The sequence below is a fragment of the Streptomyces sp. NPDC093089 genome, assembly GCF_044754405.1.
Taxonomy (GTDB): domain Bacteria; phylum Actinomycetota; class Actinomycetes; order Streptomycetales; family Streptomycetaceae; genus Streptomyces.
This window is the reverse complement of record NZ_JBIVPA010000022.1, coordinates 51255-67701: the sequence shown is the minus strand read 5'-3', so window position 1 is coordinate 67701 and position 16447 is coordinate 51255. Positions and strand designations below refer to the sequence as shown.

The following is a 16447-nucleotide window of genomic DNA, read 5'->3' as shown; positions in this document are numbered from 1 at the left end:
GCGGTGGGGGTGCGGCGTCGGCAGCAGCGGGCGCCAGCGGACCACACGAAGGAGATCGCCGCGGCGGCGGAGGCGCAATCCGGTGGCAGTGCGGTCAGTGATGTCCGGCCACGCCTACCAGCACTCGGGAGCCGTACAGCAGCGGATCCTGGCGGCGGTCGCAGCGTTGGACCCGTTGCCGAGGTGGAAGCGGTACGCGCTACCGGAAGGAACGCGGGTCGCGCTCGCACAGCGGCTGCAGGTGCGCGAGCAGGTGGTGGAGGACAACGGGGCCGTCCGCGCCTGGCTCAATACGACTGACCTGACCACCGGCACCAAGGGAGTGATCGCCACCGGCACCAGAGCCCCCGGCTACCGCGTCCGTATCTGACACTCCTCCCCAGATCCCCTTCGCCCCGCCGGCGTCCCGGCGGGGCGAAGGCATTCCTCCGGCACATCTCCTGGCTCGGCCGGACTCCCGGCCGCCCTCGCGGCGGAGCAGGCCGCCGAGTTTGTCGCTGCGTTCGGCGAGGAGTCGCGGTGAAGGCGTTCGCCCGGCGGTACGCGACCGAGGAGTCCTTGGCGAACACCTCCTTGCGCCGCGGCAGCCGGTGGGCCTGCTCCAGCACTTCGCAGGTGGGCGCTGGACAGGACGTTCAGACGGATGCCGGCCGCGGTCCAGGGGGCGACGCACCCCGGTTCACCGAAGTCCTTGCTCGGATTCGTGTTGTCCGACCTGGTGGAGGGCATCCCCGCACCAGGCCGGGCCACGTCAGCGGCGACAAGGCATACGGCTCACGCCGCAACCGCGGCCACCTGCGAAGGTGCCAGATCAAGCACACGATCCCAGAGCCCAAGGACCAGCGGGCCAACCGCAAACGCCGTGGCAGCAAGGGTGGCCAGCCCATCGGATTCGACAGCGAGCTCTACAAGCGTCGCAACGAAGTCGAACGGACCATCGACCGGCTCAAACACCACCGGGCCGTCGCCACCCGCTACGACAAACGCGCCTACATCTTCCACGGCACCATCACCACAGCAGCCATCAGACTCCGGCTCCGGCTCCGGCTCCGGCGATGATCCACCGGACAGAACCTGGTCCCTTCGCTTTCCTCGCCCTCGACTCAAGCCGGACGGGTCGCCGTCAGGACGCCTATCTTGTCGATGCGGTGTTCCGGGTTGCCCTGGGCGTCTCGCCAGAAGTTGCCCACCGCGTTGTCCTCCGGCGTCGCGCAGGTGGAGAGAGTGATCATGGCTCGGGTGGGCTTCTCGCCCGGCTCACCCGGCACCGCGGCGCGCTGCTCGGCGAGGGAGCGGGCGGAGCGGAAGGACGTCTCCCGCGTCTCAGTGATCTTGTACTCGTAGACAGCGTCACCGAAAGTGACGAAGACCTTGTCGCCCACGTCGACCGCGGGCAGGTCGCGCAGGGGCCCTCCGGCGGAGAGCCGGTGGGCGGTCACCAGATAGTTGCCCGTCTCTCCCGGACCGACGCCGCCGCGGCTCCCGTAGGGGCTGGCGGCCACGCCGCGATCCTGTATGCGGGTGCCCGCCGGGTCGTCGGTCGTCCCTTCATAGGGCACTACGGTGAGCTTCTCGACTCCTATCGACGGTATGGCCATCACCGCGGCACGGGACCGCTTGCTGGGGTCGGGCTCAAGGGCCTGCAGCGATGGCGCCGGGGGCACCGCTGGTGACGTGGACGCGGAGCCTGCGGGTGCCGTGTCGGCCGTACCGGATGCGGCGGGCGCGCCGGATCCGGTGGACGTGCCGGATGCGGTGGACGTGCCGGATGCGGTGGACGTGCCGGATGCGGTGGAGGAGGTGGATGCGGTGGACGAGGTGGCCGTACGGGACGTGGTGGCCACACCACCTGCGCCATCCGCCGCCGAGCAGCCGACAAGTACGGCTGTGACGGTCGCGGCAAGGACGCAACAGGCGCCTCGAAGTGTCTGCATGGCCTTCCGAAGGGTATTCGACGGTCGTCAGCCGCCAGAACACTGGAAAACGAATACGTATTCCCGAACAAAAGGCGCGCCTCGGCGATCAGCGGGCGTCTACTCGGCCCCGAAATGCCAGCCGGGCTGCCTTGACCACAGCTCGTTCTTGGGCGACCTCGGCTCATTCTTGGGCGACCTTGAACACCCCCCGCAGGCACTCAGCCGTCACTGAGAGTGGCCACTGCGTGGAACCTGAGCCAGAACCCGTTCTGGCTCAGGCACAGCTTCTGTGATGCGCAAACGCCGAGTGGCGCACTACGCCGAGTGGGCTCCTGTCTCGCCGGGAAGTGCCATGAGTGGCGTGAGTGGCGGGGCAGAGACGTTGAAGCGAACCTGGTGGGACTGGGCTGTCTTCGTTTACCTGGTCGTGATCACGGCCAGGTGCAAGAGCCCCATCGCGGTCGGCTTCCTCACTGCGTTCGCAGCCGCGGTTGCGGTCATCGCTGCCTGCCGGACCTGGAAGCTGGTACATCGGACTCGTGTCGGACCGACATCCTCTGCCGCCGAAGCGGCACACCACAGAAGTTGAGCCGGAACCCCTTCTCACCTACGTAGCCAGCCGGTACAGCGCGTAGGGCTGCGGCAGACTGGTGCACCCCTATGGAGAGGTGCGCCGGTGCCGACGGATCGACAGCCGATGGATCTTGAGGCGTATGTCGAGCGGACCCGGAGCGGCCCGTGTTTTGTCTGTGCGTTCCTGGCGGGAAACCCGGACTACTCGCATGCGACAGTGTTTGAGGATGCCGATCACGTGGCGTTCCTGGACAGGTGGCCCACCTTGCCGGGCAAAGTCCTGGTCGCACCGAAGGCGCACGTCGAGCACGTCGTGCGCGACTTGGACGGGGCGGCCTACAGCCGGCTCATGCTGTTCGTCCGGGAGATCGCCCTCGCCGTCGAGGCGGTCTACGGGCCGGAGCGCACGTACCTGTACTCGCTCGGTAGCCAGCAGGGCAATGCGCATCTGCACTGGCACATCGCGGCCCTACCACCCGGAGTTCCCTATGCTGAGCAGCAGTTTCACGCTCTGATGACGGAAAGCGGTGTTCTCACGCCGTCGCCGGAGCAGGCGGCCTCAATGGCCGCACGTCTGCGGGAGGCGGTCATCGCCCGGGGTGTGCTCGGGCCGGGATGACCGGCAGCGTCCGGCAGTTTCTATTGGACCATCTCGCTGATCAGATGAAGATGGCGGCGATGTGGAGTGCTGCGAGGTAGATGGTGGTGGTCTTGTCGTAGCGGGTGGCACGGCCGCGCCATTGCTTGAGCTTGTTGATGCACCGCTCGACGGTGTTCCGCTGCTTGCATGTCCTACGGTCGAAGGCCGGCGGACGGCCGCCGAGCCAGCCGCGCCGTTTGCGGTTCGCGGCCTGGTCGGCCGGCTGCGGAGTCACCGCTCTGATCCCGCGCCGAAGGAGACGACTGCGGATCGCCCGAGACGAATACGCCTGTCGGCTAGGACCACACCCGTGGCAGTCCTGGGCCGGTCGTGGGCGCCCTCCCACGACCCGAAGTGTTCGGGCAGGTCCATCCACGGAGTGCCGGTGCGGTACTTGAACGCGATCGCGTCGATCACCTGCCGGTGGTCCCGCCACCGCCCGCCCCGCTTCGGCGTCCGGTCCGGCAGCAACGGCTCGATCCTCGCGCACTGGGCGTCAGCCAACAACACACATCAACCAACGATCAGATGATCCGAGGGGAACGCCCCGGCCTGCTCGGCCGCTACAGCTTCACCGCCTCCGCCCTGGCCGCCGGTGCCCTGCGCCCGCTGCGCGACCCGGATGCCCCAGAGCCGGACGAAGAGGACGACGGCAGGCAGGAATGGGGATCAGGAGCCGATCGGATCAATCCGTGACGGGCAGGCACTCGGTGAGCAGGGCGATGATGTCACGCCAGGCGCGCTGTGCGTGCTGTGGGTGGTAGCCGACGCCGGGAACTGCGGGGTGGTCGACCGGCGGGTGGTGGAAGGCGTGAAGGGCTCCTCCGTAGACCACGAGGCGCCAGTCGACGCCCGCGGCCTGCATCTCTGCGGTGAACGCCTCCCGTTGCGCGGGCGGCATGATCGGGTCTTCCGACCCGACCCCGGCCCATACCGGGCAGCGAATGCGTGCCGCCTCGCCCGGTCGGCCCGTGGTCAGTGCGTTGACTGTCCCGATCGCGCGCAGGTCGACGCCATCGCGACCGAGTTCCAGTGCGATTGCGCCCCCGGTGCCGTAGCCGATGGCGGCGGTCCGGTCGGGGTCGGCCCGTGGTTCGGCACGCAACACGTTGAGCGCGGCGTGACCGATCCCTCGCATGCGGTCGGGATCGGCGAGCAGTGGCATGCAACGGGCCAGCATTTCCTCTGGCTCTTCCAGATAGCGTCCGCCGTGGAGGTCGAAGGCCAGCGCCACGTACCCCAGCTCGGCCAGAGCCTCGGCCCGCCGACGCTCGACATCGCTGAGCCCCATCCCCTCCGGTCCGATCAGGACTGCGGGCCGGCGCTCGGCACCGGCCGGGAGCGCGAGGTATCCGATCATCGTCAAGTTGTCGGCCGGGTATTCGACCGTACGGGTTGTGACCGTCGTCATGCGACTGGACGGTAATGACCGTTGCGCCCACTCGGGGTGGTGTTCACCGATGGCAGACAGCAGTCTGTCCCGACTGCATCGCTTAGAACTCAAGCGGCGCGGGGGCGGGGGCGGCTTGAGAGGAACTCAGACCGACGTCCCCGCAGGGTCGTCGGCCGAGGCGTCGTGCTCCGGGTCGATCCGGTTGTCCGCGCTCAGGACGTCGCCGGTCAGGGGTGATCCGGATGCGTGTCGGAGTGCGCCGATCGCAGGGTCGGAGATGGAGACGGTGAGCCGGTAGGGCGGTTCGCCGATGGTGGTGTTCGAGGAGTCGATCGGCGCCTCGAGCATCTGCTGGAGGGCGAAGCCGTCGTATCCCGGGCACAGCGCCTGCGCGGGGAGCATGACCACCGCTGATCCGCCGCTGTCCGGCGTCATGCGGATCTTGCCGTCGGGGGGTCGGGCCCCGTCGTCGGAGGACGTGGTCGGCAGGCCGTACGCGCCGCCGACGATCCCTTGCGGTCCCTCGATCTCCACGGCCACGCCCTCCGGGCCGAGCGGGCTCGACAGTTCGAGCACTCGCTCCGTGCCAGGGGCCAGCAGCAGGCCGAGGGTGAACTTTCCCCGGTCGTGGGCCCCGTTTCGCTCGAAGCCGTAGGAGCCGAGGACCAACTGCGGTCCTGGTGTTCCGCCCCCTTGCCGCTCGCCCCGACCAATAGGGTCGGGGGCGGGTGTGACCGGCGGTGTGAAGTGGTGGAAGCCCTTGGAACCGCACCGGCTTCCGATGAACGTGCCACCGCCCGGCAGCGCCGCATCGGCCACCGGCCTCGGCGGGGTCGTGGGCAGGGCCGGGGATGGAGGCCAGGCCGAGTGGGCGGGCCTGGATGCGCTCGCCGGTCCGGGGAGCTCGGAGCGGCTCGGGTCGAGCCACGGTGTGCGGTAGGCGACCAGGCCGCCGGCCGCGGCCACGAGCACTACCCACGGAATGAGATTCCGCTTCTTGTCGTTCATGTGCGCCCTCCCAGACAGCCGGTCATGTTATAGGACTCTCACGGCCATCCGATCAGGTGTTTGAACGCGTGGGGCCTTGCTCGGCACGACCGCACGAGCCGCTACCGTCGGCCGAGGTCAAGCTCCTTCAGGCTCAGGATTCCGTGAACTCGCGTGCCTTGGTCCAAGGGCGACAAGACGCCGGACACCGTTGAGCTCGTGGCAGCGGACGAGGAGTTTGCGGACCGTCCTCCACTTCGAGTTCTGGACGGTGTCTTCGAGGTCGGTGTCGATGTAGGGGGCGCTCTGCAAGGAGCAGGAATCCAACTGGCCAGCCCCACCTGTCGGCCGATCAGAACCTGCACCCCACTCCGCGCCGCCGTACGGTCGTCACGCCCCCCCCTCAGGACGGGCGCCCACTGCCGGTCCCGCGTCCCCGCACGTGCGCGAGACCGGCACACCCTCTCGCCGATACTCACGGCCGCCGACCGTTCAAGCGCAGCCGCCCGGTGACGCGAGACTGCGGGCCGGGCGGACAGCTGGCCGCAAGGGGACCACTCGACGGGCTCCGGCAAGGTGAAGTCCTGCATGCACTCGCTGCACAGAATCCTTCGCTTGGCGAAGGTCCTGGGCGAGACCCGGATGACCGCTGGCGGGGAGCACTGGCACGCGGCCTTCACGTAGTTCCTGTCCTCCTTCTCCGGAAGGGGCGGGGCCTTCTCGCCGGTGTCGTCGCCATCGGAGTCGTCGTCGCGCCCGGCCGTGCCCGTGGTGGTCTTGCCGGACTGGGCGGCTCGTACACTGACGAAAATGGAGGACCACACGGACACGGCCACCGGGATCGGTGCGCTTCCGGTGCCCGCCTTGCGGCAGTACGTCGACTCGTACGTCGGTTTCGACCTCCGCGGGCTCCCGACCGGGGTGCACTGCGGCCCGCCGAGTCGCGCGCTCACTACGGTGATCAGCCTGTCCGACCCTTTGGAGGTGGCGGCGGGCGTCGACGACGGGTCACCGGTCACCCGATTCAGCAGCGTGGCCGGCGGTCTGATGTGCCGGTCCGTCGCGATTCACCATGACGGACGCCAGCAAGGCGTGCAGGTATCGCTGACACCGCTCGGGGCCCGGGCCGTTTACGGCATGCCCGCCGCCGAGCTCGCCCACCGACTGGTCCCGCTCGACGAGCTTCTGGGGACGCTTGCCGTCGAGTTGGTCGACCGGCTCCGAGCGGCGACAACATGGACCGCGCGGTTCGCCGCGCTGGACGAATTGCTCCTCCGAGCCGTCGGCCGGAGCGCCGGAGGCGACCACGTGCGCCAGGTGCGCCCCGAGGTAGCCGAGGCGTGGCGTCGTCTCGTCGCCGCGCGGGGTTGCGTCCAGGTTGGGGCGGTCGCCGCGGAACTCGGCTGGAGCCGTCGGTATCTCACCGAGCGGTTTCGCGGTGAGATGGGCCTGTCACCGAAGACTTTCGCCCGAGTCTTGCGCTTCGAGCACGCGCACGAACTGGCGACGGCACACGATCCGCTCCCGTGGGCCGATGTGGCAACCCTCTCCGGCTACGCCGACCAGGCCCATCTCGTCCGGGACTGGCGCGAGTTCACGGGCCGATCACCGACGGCCTGGCGTCGCAGCGAAGTCCTCCTCGGAGCCGGGTAGCCGCCAACCGTCTGCCCGTCGCGTCGGCTTCTCCCCCTCTGGCTTCTCTCCCCTGGCTCCTCTTCCCTTTCCTTCAAGACCGCCCGATCGCTGTCGTGGACGATCGTCGGCATGAGACTCGTCAACCACGAACGCAACGCCATGGATCTGCGGACCACCCCCGTGCACCTCGGACTGGGATCGAGAGCGAAACCCGTCGAGGGCTTCGCCTGGGACCCGGAGGTGCTCCAGGCCTACAGCGCCGCGGTCGCGGCAGATGGCGCCGAGGGCCGGATGGTGATGATCTTCGACGGCGACGGCCCCGGCGACCATTGGGAGAGCCACCCTGCAGGCGACGAACTGGTCGTCTGCCTCAGCGGGTCAGTGACCGTCACCCGCGACGTGGACGGGGTTCCCGACCGCGTTCTGCTCGGACCGGGCGAGGCCACCATCAACCCGGCCGGGGTATGGCACGTGGTCGACATGGAGGGGCCTACGTCCATCCTGTCCATCACCGCGGGCCTCGGCACCGACCACCGCCCTCGGACCGACACCCACCCGACCGAACACGTCGACACACCCGGCCCGGAGGAAGCGCCGTGACGACACGCATCGCTTGCCTCGGCGACAGCCTCACCCGCGCGCAGTTCAGCGTCGACTACCTGGATCTCCTCGGACGACGCCACCCTTCCGGTGACCTGCGGCTTGCCCGCTTCGGCGCCAACGGCGACTTCGCCTACAACCTCTTGCAGCGCCTCGATGCCGTCGTCGCGGACCCGCCTGATGTGATCACCGTGCTGATCGGGACCAACGACGCCCGAGCGAGCCTCGCCGGCTACCCCGTCGAGCAGGCCATGAAGCGCAAACAACTCCCCGAGCGCCCGTCAGCCGGCTGGTTCCAACAGTGTCTGGGAGCCGTCGTCACACGGCTGCGAGCGGAGACCGACGCGACGATCGGTCTGCTGTCGCTCCCGGTCCTCGGCCAACAAATCGACGGAACAGCGGCACAGGCGTCGCAGGCGTACAGCCAGATGATCGCCGAGATCGCCACCACCAACGAGGTGGCCTGCCTTCCGCTCCACGAACGCCAGATCGAGGAACTGCGCCAAGCGGACCCGCCGCCGATTCCGTACCGGGAGGTGACTCCCGCAGCGGTCGTCGGCGTCCTCGTCCAGCACGCGGTGCTGCGCCGCAGCCTCGACACGATCTCGCGGCGCCGTGGTCTTGTACTCACGACCGACCACATCCACCAGAACAGCCGCGGCGCCACCCTCATCGCTGAGGTCATCGACGCCGGTCTGCTGGTCCAGAGCCCGTAGCCGGTTCCGGCGCCCGGCCAGTCGGATGCCATCCACCGTGCGGAGATGGCATCCGATCCAGGCGGCCAACATCTACGGCACCAAGATCAACCAACGGCTCTACAGCATCGCAGCAGGGCACTCGGCCGCGAGCGCCTGGAGCGCGGCGGCCTCCGCCGGGTCCACGTTCAGGTCCCAGCGCAGGCTTGGCTGCGGTCCACTCCGTGGCGCATCGGCAGCGGGCACCCGGCGTCGGGGCATCCACTGGGCCGGATCCTGGTCCGCCTTCCTCTACCTCGCCGCCATCTCCATCTGGGCAGCGAAATGACCCGAAAGAAACTGCCTAGTCTTCTGCGCGTGCCAGGGGGTTGGCCTGAACGAGCGCCGCGCCGAGCGGGGTGAGGGTGTGCAGCACCGTGTTGGCCGACCGTCGGCTGTTGATCAGTCCGGCGTCGCGCAGTGCAGAGCTGTGCTGTGTAGCCGCCGAGGCGGAGATCGCCAGGGCTCGCGCGAGTTCACTCGTGGTCGCCCCCGCTGCGCAGGCGTGGAGGATCGCGGCGCGACTGCGTCCGACGACTCCGGCCAGCGCCGACACTGTGGTCAGGGCCGGGGCCCGGTCATGGCTTGGCACCCCGTCGAGGACCGAATAGACAACGACCGGCGGCAATCCGGGGTCCGCGATGGGAACGGGCGAGCCCCAGCAGAAGTACGAAGGGACGAGCAGCAGCCCACGGCCTGCCAGGTGCAGATCCCGATCGTCGCCGTGCGCGTCCACGTGCAGCACCGGCGGCTCCCAGCGCATGGCCGGGCGGAGACTCTGGAGAAGTCCGTCGATGCCACCGGTGAGCAGGGCGCGAGCCCGCAGACACCGCTCAGCCTCCAGGCTTGCCTGGACACGGTCGGACTGGGGCGCGATAACGGCGTTGTAGTAGGCCCGCAGCACCTGCACCAGCTCGGCACGAATCTTCGTCTCGGTCAGGCGCGGGGCCCACGTGGGAGCGCCACTCACCTGGGCCAGGGTCTGGATCTCTTGGAGGACTTGGGGGGCGGGCACCGACATGATCGCGTCCACACCGGCATCCCACCCACCGCCCGCCGCGGCCGGAGTCAGGAAATCGGGGAAATACGCCGCTCGCGGGAAGAGCGGCAACAGCATGCCGCGCACGGTCGCCTCCAGTCGCTCCTCGTGGAGGCGGCTCCGGGCGGTGCGGTGCCATTCGGCATAGGCCCAGCGGCCGCGGCGGGTCTGGAAGCGATGCAGGCTGGAGGCGATCTCCCAGAACGGATCCGCTGCGGCTGCCACACGCGTACGGGCGAGATCGGCATCAGTGAAATGGATACGGAGCAAGCAGTTCCCCTAATTTGACATGCATCTTTCACATATGGCGAAACATGATGGATGCCGGAGATCGCAGCTGACAAGGTCTTGCCGCACCACAAACGAAGTCCAGCCGCCGCACCACGACCGGCTGGCGACGTCAGTCCTGTCCGATCCCCCACAAGGAGTTCCCTGTGCGCAAGCCTGTGAACGCACTGCTCGCGACCGTCCTGGCGCTGAGCGGCGGAATGATCACGCTCGGTTCGGCCACCTCGGCTGCAGCGGCCAACCCGACGTGCAACTGGAGCGCGTCCTACTACGGGGCCTGGGTGCCCAACTACGGCACGACCAGCGGCAACGTCAACTGCGCCCTGTCTCAGGGCGTCATGAACAACGTCGCGGTGGGCACGCTGCAGGAGACCCTCAACATGTGCTACGGCGAACGCCTCGTGGTGGACCGGGACTTCGGTGCCGCGACCGATGCCGCCCTGCGCCGCGCCCAGCAGAAGGCCGGCACGACGGTGGACGGCGACTACGGTCCGCTCACCCGGAAGGCCATCAAGCACAAGCCGGTGAGCGGCAGTACGTGCGTCCGCGTCCCCTAGCGCCGAAGCCTTCGTGACGGCTCATCAGTGCGAGGACGCCGTTCGAGGACTCGGAGTCAGGTCTGCTGCTTCGCCCCGTCGATCGCTTGATCGACGGGGCGAAGCCCTGCGAAGCCCTGCGAAGCGGCTGCTGCAGACGTGGCGTGGGCCATCTCCTCGTGACCGTGCTCGAAGAACGCGGCGCCCGTTCCGGACCGGTCGGTGAGGGCTACCACGAGGCTTTCGCCGGCGTCCTCGACCGGGTGCACCCCAAGCGGCCCGGCCTGGTGTTCGCGTACCAGACGCACCAGATCGGTCTGGACGAGATGTACGGACACGGCGTACGCGTCCCGCAAGAACCGCTCCTGCCTGCGTCGTCGCGGGATCCGCTGCACCGTTCCGGATAAGGCCGACCAGGCCCGTGACCGCAGGAAACCGGGCTCCCGTGGCGGCCGACCGCCGCGTTTCGACCCGGTCGACTACGGCGAGCGCCACGCGGTCGAGTGCGGGATCAACCGCCTCAAGAGGCACCGCGCCGTCGCCATGCGATATGACGAGTTCGTGGTCCGCCACGAGGCGACTGTCATCACCGCGGCCATCAACAAATGTCTGTGACCCGCTGCCGTCATGCGGACGCCCTTCGGCGACCGGCGCGGGCGAACGGCCTTCTGCGCGCAGGCTCATCAGCTCAAGGGGGCCGATTCCGACAGCACTCGCTCGTGAGAGTCCGTCTGGGGTTCAGCCCGTCCCGTCCTCGGGCGGCCGGAGACGGCCCCATCGGACATTGGCGCCGCCCAACTGTGCGTCGGCGAAGGTGACCCGACCCCCGTTCACCTGTGCGCGGACGAAGGAGACCGTGCCGCCGCTGAACCTGGCGTGGCCGAGCGAGACAGTGCCTCCGTGGAATCGCGCGTGGTGGAAGGTGACCGTGCTGTCGGTGAACTGCCCGTAGTCGAAGGTGACGTTTCCACCATCGAATCGCGCCGCGTAAAAGGTCACCGTGCCGCCCGTGAATTCCACGTCGTCGATGGCAAGGGCCCCGCCAGTGAAGTGCGCATGGTCGAAACTCAACGTGCTTCCGGTGAACCGTGCGCGGCGGAAGGCGAGCGAACCGGCATCGAATTGCACCCGGTTGAACGTGACCGTGGCGTTGCCGAACTGCGCGTGGCCGAAGCCGACCGTGCCGTCAACGAACCGTGCCTCGTCCAGCGTGAGCGTCCCGCCGCTGAGGCTCGCATGGTGAAACGTGATGGCGCCGGGACCGAACAGCGCCCCGCGGAAGGAAACCGCGCTGCCGCTGAACCTCGCCTCGTCGAAGCAGACCGCAGCGCCCTGGAATTGCGCGTCGTTGAACCTGACTGTGCCAGCGCCGAATCTTGCGCCGCGAAAGGTGACTACCCCGTCGAGGAACCCGGCTCCGTCGAAGCTGATGAGGTCACCGACGAAGTCGGCGTCGGCAAAGGAGACGCTGCCGCGAAACCGGCAGCCGGAGAAGTCGCCTCCGTCGAAGGTCGCGCGGGTGAAATCAAGAGCGCAGGTCGACCAGGAAGACTCCTCCCGTGACTCCCGGAGGTGATCGCGGACGACCTGGATGATCGTCTGCCGTACCTCCCTTTCTCCCTTCCTGTACTGGTCGGACTCCGGTTTCCATTCGTAGGGCATGCGCAGATAGGCGCACAGGACGTCGACGCAGACCTGGCGTTGCTCCACCCAGTCGTCGGCCAGACGGGCCATCGCATACACGCCGGCGAGTCGTACGGCCGGTCCTTCATGGCCGAGCTGGCCGGCTGCCGTGCTGTAACGCTCGGCGAACTGGGTCGCGTCCGCCCGATGGGCGTCCCCTTCGGCGATGCGCTGCTTGCGATAGGCGTACACACCCGCGAGCACCGCGCCGAAGACCGTCAGAATGGCGATGCTGAGCCTGATTCCGTCGGGAACGCCCAAGGTCTCCGTGGGTGCCGTCAGCCGGCGGACGAGCCAATACGCCACGACGCCGGCAACGCAGACCGATACCACAGCAAGACCGGCCACGATCCACACGGGCCAGAGATCCGGTGCGTACCGACCGCCCGCGTGTCGCCACCGGCGCGGCCACCAACGTCTCCGGGACATCGCTTCTAGCTCGGCCGACCGCCCGCGGCGGACGTCAACTCCGCCACGAACTCCCGGCATGAACCGTAACGACGCTCAGGGTCCTTGGCCAGCGCCTTGGCCATCACGCTGTCGACAGCTGGCGCGAGCCCCGGGCATCTCTCGGAGAGGGCCGGCGGCGGGTCGTATTGGTGCGCCCACAGCAGCGCCATGTCGGTGTCGCGCTGGAACACGGAACTACCCGCAAGGGCCTCGTACACGACGCAGGCAAGGCTGTACAGATCGCCCCGACCGTCTACAGGACGGCCGGAGATCTTCTCGGGGGAAAAGTAGTTCACAGTACCGACGAATTCACCCGCCCTGCTGAGCGACGCGTCCAGTGACGGTTTCGCCATTCCGAAGTCCACGAGATACGCATAGGGATCGTCACCGACACCGCTCGTGGCCACGAGGATGTTGCCAGCCTTCACATCCCCGTGCACGAGATCGTGCTCGTGCGCGGCATCGAGTGCCGACGCCACCTGCGCTGCGATGCGCATCGCACCTGTCACCGGCAGAAGACCATCCCGGTCCAGGAGAGTCCCCAAGTCCGGCCCGGAAACGTAGAGCATGGCGATGTACAGGACACCGTTGGACTCTCCCGATGCGAAGATCGGCACGATGTGCGGATGATCGATCGCAGCGGCCATGCGCAACTCACGGAGGAAACGTCGGCGGAAAGAGTCTTCGTGCGCCAATTCGGGGGCGAGCACTTTCAGGGCCACGATACGGTCCAGCCGCAGATCCTTCGCGCGGTAGACGACGCTCATTCCCCCGCGGCCGATCTCACGCTCTACCTGGTAGCCCGCGATCTGCGAACCGGGATGAATGGGTTGATTTCGGGCCACCTGCCGAAATTAGCATCTGGATGCCTCGGGCCGATGGATGTCCGTGAGGGCGCTGTGGCGCGATGTCGGGCGTGGACCGTCCGATACGGCCGCCGGCTGATGCCGGTGCCCGTAGAGCATTCGGTCTGCCCGTGCCCCGAGCCGGCGGCCGGCCGACTGGGCCGGAGCTCTTGCTCTTCCGGGTTCCCCGGTAGGGTGCGGTGGTGCGCACGGTCGAACTTTTGTTGGATGAGGCTGCGGAGCTGGCGGTTCGGGAGGCGTGGCAGCGGCTCGCGGATGCGGGGTTGCCCAGTCAGGCGCGGCTCCGTTCCCCGACCAACCGCCCGCATCTGACTCTGGCGACATGTCCGGAGCTGACCGCTCCGATTCGGTGGGAGCTTGCCGAGGTGGTCGCCGTCCTGCCGTTGCCGGTGCGGTTCACGGGCGTGGTCCGCTTTGAGCGGCCCACTTCGGTGCTGGCCTGGGCGCTGGATCTCGATGCCGCGCTGGCCGGCTTGCAGCGCCGGGTATGGGAGGCGGTGGCCTCGGACAGCCCGCCCGCAGCTCTCAACCCGTTCCACGAACCCGGGCGCTGGAGCCCGCACATCACCCTCGGTCGCACCCGGCGTGCGGGTGCCTTCGCCGATCGGCGCGTCCCTGACCTGCTGCCGGTGCCGCCCCTCTCGGCCCAGCTCGTCACCCTGCGCAGCTACGACACCGAGGCCGGTGCCCTGGAGGTGCTGGAGCCCCGCTCCTGAGACGGCCCCGGCGGCGGCCTCCTGATGGCGGCCGAGGAACGCCGACGTACGCATCCGGGTGATGAGAGCGGAGAAGGCGAGACGGAGTGCGCACCCTCCGACGGGACGTCAACTTCCTTCCGTCAGATTCCGGTCGAGGACGCCGATGAGCCGTGCTCCCGCGCGATCGGTCCCGCGGCGCCCTTGCTTCACGCCCGTCGAGGCCTTTTCCAGCCGCAGCCGTGCTGTACGTCCACGCAGCGTCAGCGTCATCAACTGGTTGCCGAACCACGGCCCGCCGGTGCGCTCCCATCGGACCGCCGGTCGCTCGACCCGTCCGTGGCGGGCAAGGAGATGCCCGATCCCCTTGGCGAACCGGCTCCAGCCGAAATGGAACCCGGCCCGCATGGCCGCGGGCACCGAGTTGTGCAGTGGTGAGCAGGTGAACTGGAAGACGCGGGAGCGCGGCGGCTGCCCGGTGGTCCAGACGGGCTCCGCCACGTATGCGTGGTGGACGTCCCCGGAAAGCACGCACACCGTCGCCGGGGCAGTGTCGGCTCTCCCTGCCTCGGCGACCGTCTCCGTGAGTTTTTCGAACGACGTGGTGAACGCCGCCCAGTGCTCCAGGTCCGCCCGCCGACGCAGCCACTCGCCGAAGCGCGCCCAGCGCGGACCGCGTTCGCCCCGGCAGAGCGCCGCGTGCCAGCCCTCCGCGAAGTGGACCATCGGAGGGAGCAGCCACGGGAGCGAGGTCCCGACCAGCAGGTGGTCGACGCCGCCGAGCTCGTCGAACACCTGTGTCCGCAGCCAGGCCGCTTCCTGGACGTCCAGCATCGCCCTGTGCTGCTCCTCCAGCACCCGCGCGGCCCGGGTGTCGACCATCAGCAGCCGGGTGCGACCGAAGTCCCTGCGGTAGCTCCAGCGCACCGACGCCGGGTCGGCCTCGGCACGCTCGGCGAACGCGCGCAGCACCTCCGTGGCGTCGTCGGCCGCCAGGACCGCCGCGTACAGCTCGTCCTCGGCGAGCTCGGCCGGGGAGAGGTTCCCGAGGTGCTGGTAGACCCAGTACGACATCAGGCCGCCGGTGATCCGCTCGTGCCACCAGGGCGTCGCCCGCATGTCGGCCACCCAGACGGCGCTGGTGTTCCAGTCGTCGATGACGTCGTGGTCGTCGAAGATCATGCAGCTGGGCACGGTCGAGAGCAGCCAGCGCAGTTCGGGGTCGCCCCAGGACTCGTCGTAGAGGTGGGTGTACTCCTCGTAGTCGGCGACCTGGTCCGGCGGGGCGGCGGAGCCGGTGCCGGCGGCCCGCCGATGCCGGGCGATCCATGCGCGGGTGTCGGCGGACGTCTCGTCCGCGTACACCTGGTCGCCGAGGAGGAGGAGAACGTCCGGACGCTCGGCCTCCGGGTCGGCGGCGAGCCGGGCGGAAAGGGTGTCGAGGACGTCGGGGCCCACCGGATCGGACTCGCCCACGTCAGGTGCCGCCCACCGGCACGAGCCGAAGGCGACCACCGCGCCCGTCGCCGGGACCGGCGGCGTGTGGATGGTGCTGGGCGGCTGGGGCGAGTCCGCGAGGGGCCACACCCGCTCTCCGTCGAGCAGTACCTCGTACGTCGTGGCGGCCCCGGGGACGAGTCCGGTCACGACCACCAGCGCGTAGTGATGGTCGGCGACGCGGAACGTCGGAGCCGAACCCCCCGCGCCGCCCGGGCACCGTACCTCCGCCGTGCACGCCCGGTCGGTCTCGACCCACACCGTCGCGCTCGTGCCCGACGCCCAGTCAACGTGTCTCAGGAGCGGCCCCAGCCTCAGACCGGCCATCACGAGTCCCCTTCCGGCGCTCCGCACGGTACGGAACGGCCGCTCTGTACGGTACTGAGCCCCTGCGGAAACAGCGCCGTCGCACGGCTCGGCCGCCCCGTGGTGCCTCGACTCCGATGGCTTGCTCTTCGATGGCTTGCTCTTCCCCTACGGTACGCCCGTCCTCAACAGGCGGCCGGTGTCTCAGCGCATGAATCCCACGATCTGAACCAGAACCCGTCCTTCTGAACGCCGCCACTGCCACCATGCGATTCCGTAGGCGACAACCACCGAACCTCGACACACCGCCGCACCACGAACTGCACACCCAAGATCGCTGCCACGTCCGAGATGAGATGCCCCGGGCGCTGAGCCAGCAGCCGCCATGAGGGGGCCCTTTCAGCACAGAACCCCCCTCTCAAGCCGCCCACAGTATGAGATGGCCCTCCGGGCTGCGGCCGGATTGTGCCAGCATGCCGGGCATGCAGCAGCAGCTGATTATCAGCGGCAGCGTGCCGGCACCGAGCCCGAGGGAGTAACCCTCCCCTCGTTCACCGCCCGCACGCAGACCTCTCGCATCTCGCGAGGGGTCTTTTCCATTTTCCGGCC

16 protein-coding genes and 3 pseudogenes are annotated in these 16447 nt (G+C 68.7%); 9 read left to right on the top strand and 10 right to left on the bottom strand.

What is annotated here, in order from left to right; genetic code table 11:
- Positions 1-82: 82 nt before the first annotated feature.
- Together ACIQFX_RS36465 and ACIQFX_RS36460 are read left to right on the top strand one after the other, a co-directional pair.
- Positions 83-370: a hypothetical protein gene (locus ACIQFX_RS36465; RefSeq protein ID WP_402472269.1), complete on the top strand. Its 288-nt coding sequence runs from the start codon at positions 83-85 to the stop codon at positions 368-370.
- A gap of 284 nt (positions 371-654) precedes the next feature.
- Positions 655-1059 (top strand): annotated as a pseudogene (locus ACIQFX_RS36460) (transposase); the annotation flags it as partial.
- Between the two features lie 44 nt (positions 1060-1103).
- Here ACIQFX_RS36460 and ACIQFX_RS36455 read toward each other — a convergent pair.
- On the bottom strand, positions 1104-1934 hold the full coding sequence (locus tag ACIQFX_RS36455) for a class E sortase (RefSeq protein ID WP_402472267.1): 831 nt from the start codon (positions 1932-1934) through the stop codon (positions 1104-1106).
- 679 nt (positions 1935-2613) lie between these two features.
- Here ACIQFX_RS36455 and ACIQFX_RS36450 point away from each other — a divergent pair.
- Positions 2614-3108 (top strand): HIT family protein, encoded by a 495-nt coding sequence (locus ACIQFX_RS36450; protein WP_402472264.1) that lies wholly within the window; start codon positions 2614-2616, stop codon positions 3106-3108.
- A 40-nt stretch (positions 3109-3148) separates the two neighbouring features.
- Here ACIQFX_RS36450 and ACIQFX_RS36445 read toward each other — a convergent pair.
- Positions 3149-3456 (bottom strand): annotated as a pseudogene (locus tag ACIQFX_RS36445) (transposase); the annotation flags it as partial.
- Positions 3457-3507: 51 nt separating this feature from the next.
- Positions 3508-3639: pseudogene (locus ACIQFX_RS36440) on the bottom strand (transposase); the annotation flags it as partial.
- 18 nt (positions 3640-3657) lie between these two features.
- Here ACIQFX_RS36440 and ACIQFX_RS36435 point away from each other — a divergent pair.
- A complete protein-coding gene (locus tag ACIQFX_RS36435; RefSeq protein WP_402472386.1) occupies positions 3658-3825 on the top strand; it encodes a hypothetical protein in 168 nt (55 codons plus the stop codon).
- Here the strand turns inward: ACIQFX_RS36435 and ACIQFX_RS36430 are convergent.
- Both ACIQFX_RS36430 and ACIQFX_RS36425 read right to left on the bottom strand, forming a co-directional pair.
- Positions 3815-4540: a dienelactone hydrolase family protein gene (locus ACIQFX_RS36430; protein WP_402472262.1), complete on the bottom strand. Its 726-nt coding sequence runs from the start codon at positions 4538-4540 to the stop codon at positions 3815-3817. The two genes, ACIQFX_RS36435 and ACIQFX_RS36430, sit on opposite strands and share 11 nt — an antisense overlap.
- A gap of 126 nt (positions 4541-4666) precedes the next feature.
- Complete coding sequence (locus ACIQFX_RS36425; RefSeq protein WP_402472260.1) at positions 4667-5530, bottom strand: hypothetical protein; 864 nt, start codon at positions 5528-5530, stop codon at positions 4667-4669.
- A gap of 789 nt (positions 5531-6319) precedes the next feature.
- Here ACIQFX_RS36425 and ACIQFX_RS36420 point away from each other — a divergent pair.
- The 3 genes from ACIQFX_RS36420 to ACIQFX_RS36410 all read left to right on the top strand — a co-directional run bounded on the left by ACIQFX_RS36420 (position 6320) and on the right by ACIQFX_RS36410 (position 8460).
- Complete coding sequence (locus tag ACIQFX_RS36420; RefSeq protein ID WP_402472257.1) at positions 6320-7162, top strand: helix-turn-helix domain-containing protein; 843 nt, start codon at positions 6320-6322, stop codon at positions 7160-7162.
- Between the two features lie 111 nt (positions 7163-7273).
- Positions 7274-7744, top strand: coding sequence for a cupin domain-containing protein (locus ACIQFX_RS36415; protein ID WP_402472254.1), 471 nt, complete (start codon positions 7274-7276; stop codon positions 7742-7744).
- Positions 7741-8460, top strand: a complete 720-nt coding sequence (locus ACIQFX_RS36410; RefSeq protein WP_402472253.1) for an SGNH/GDSL hydrolase family protein — start codon at positions 7741-7743, stop codon at positions 8458-8460. The genes ACIQFX_RS36415 and ACIQFX_RS36410 overlap by 4 nt, the downstream gene beginning before the upstream one ends.
- A 322-nt stretch (positions 8461-8782) precedes the next feature.
- Here the strand turns inward: ACIQFX_RS36410 and ACIQFX_RS36405 are convergent, their stop codons facing one another.
- Positions 8783-9787 (bottom strand): helix-turn-helix domain-containing protein, encoded by a 1005-nt coding sequence (locus tag ACIQFX_RS36405; RefSeq protein WP_402472251.1) that lies wholly within the window; start codon positions 9785-9787, stop codon positions 8783-8785.
- A 164-nt stretch (positions 9788-9951) separates the two neighbouring features.
- Between ACIQFX_RS36405 and ACIQFX_RS36400 the strand changes: the two genes are divergently transcribed.
- Positions 9952-10362, top strand: coding sequence for a peptidoglycan-binding domain-containing protein (locus ACIQFX_RS36400; RefSeq protein WP_402472248.1), 411 nt, complete (start codon positions 9952-9954; stop codon positions 10360-10362).
- Between the two features lie 56 nt (positions 10363-10418).
- Here ACIQFX_RS36400 and ACIQFX_RS36395 read toward each other — a convergent pair whose 3' ends face one another.
- The 3 genes from ACIQFX_RS36395 to ACIQFX_RS36385 form a co-directional block, all read right to left on the bottom strand.
- A complete protein-coding gene (locus ACIQFX_RS36395; RefSeq protein ID WP_402472245.1) occupies positions 10419-10697 on the bottom strand; it encodes a hypothetical protein in 279 nt (92 codons plus the stop codon).
- Between the two features lie 382 nt (positions 10698-11079).
- A complete protein-coding gene (locus ACIQFX_RS36390) occupies positions 11080-12381 on the bottom strand; it encodes a pentapeptide repeat-containing protein (RefSeq protein WP_402472243.1) in 1302 nt (433 codons plus the stop codon).
- A 77-nt stretch (positions 12382-12458) separates the two neighbouring features.
- Entirely contained in the window at positions 12459-13319 is an 861-nt protein-coding gene (locus tag ACIQFX_RS36385) for a serine/threonine-protein kinase (RefSeq protein ID WP_402472241.1), read from the bottom strand.
- Between the two features lie 203 nt (positions 13320-13522).
- On the opposite strand from ACIQFX_RS36385, the gene ACIQFX_RS36380 reads away from it, so the two are divergent.
- Positions 13523-14056: a 2'-5' RNA ligase family protein gene (locus tag ACIQFX_RS36380; protein ID WP_402472238.1), complete on the top strand. Its 534-nt coding sequence runs from the start codon at positions 13523-13525 to the stop codon at positions 14054-14056.
- 108 nt (positions 14057-14164) lie between these two features.
- Here the strand turns inward: ACIQFX_RS36380 and ACIQFX_RS36375 are convergent, their stop codons facing one another.
- Positions 14165-15859, bottom strand: a complete 1695-nt coding sequence (locus ACIQFX_RS36375; protein WP_402472235.1) for an alkaline phosphatase D family protein — start codon at positions 15857-15859, stop codon at positions 14165-14167.
- Positions 15860-16447 lie beyond the last annotated feature (588 nt).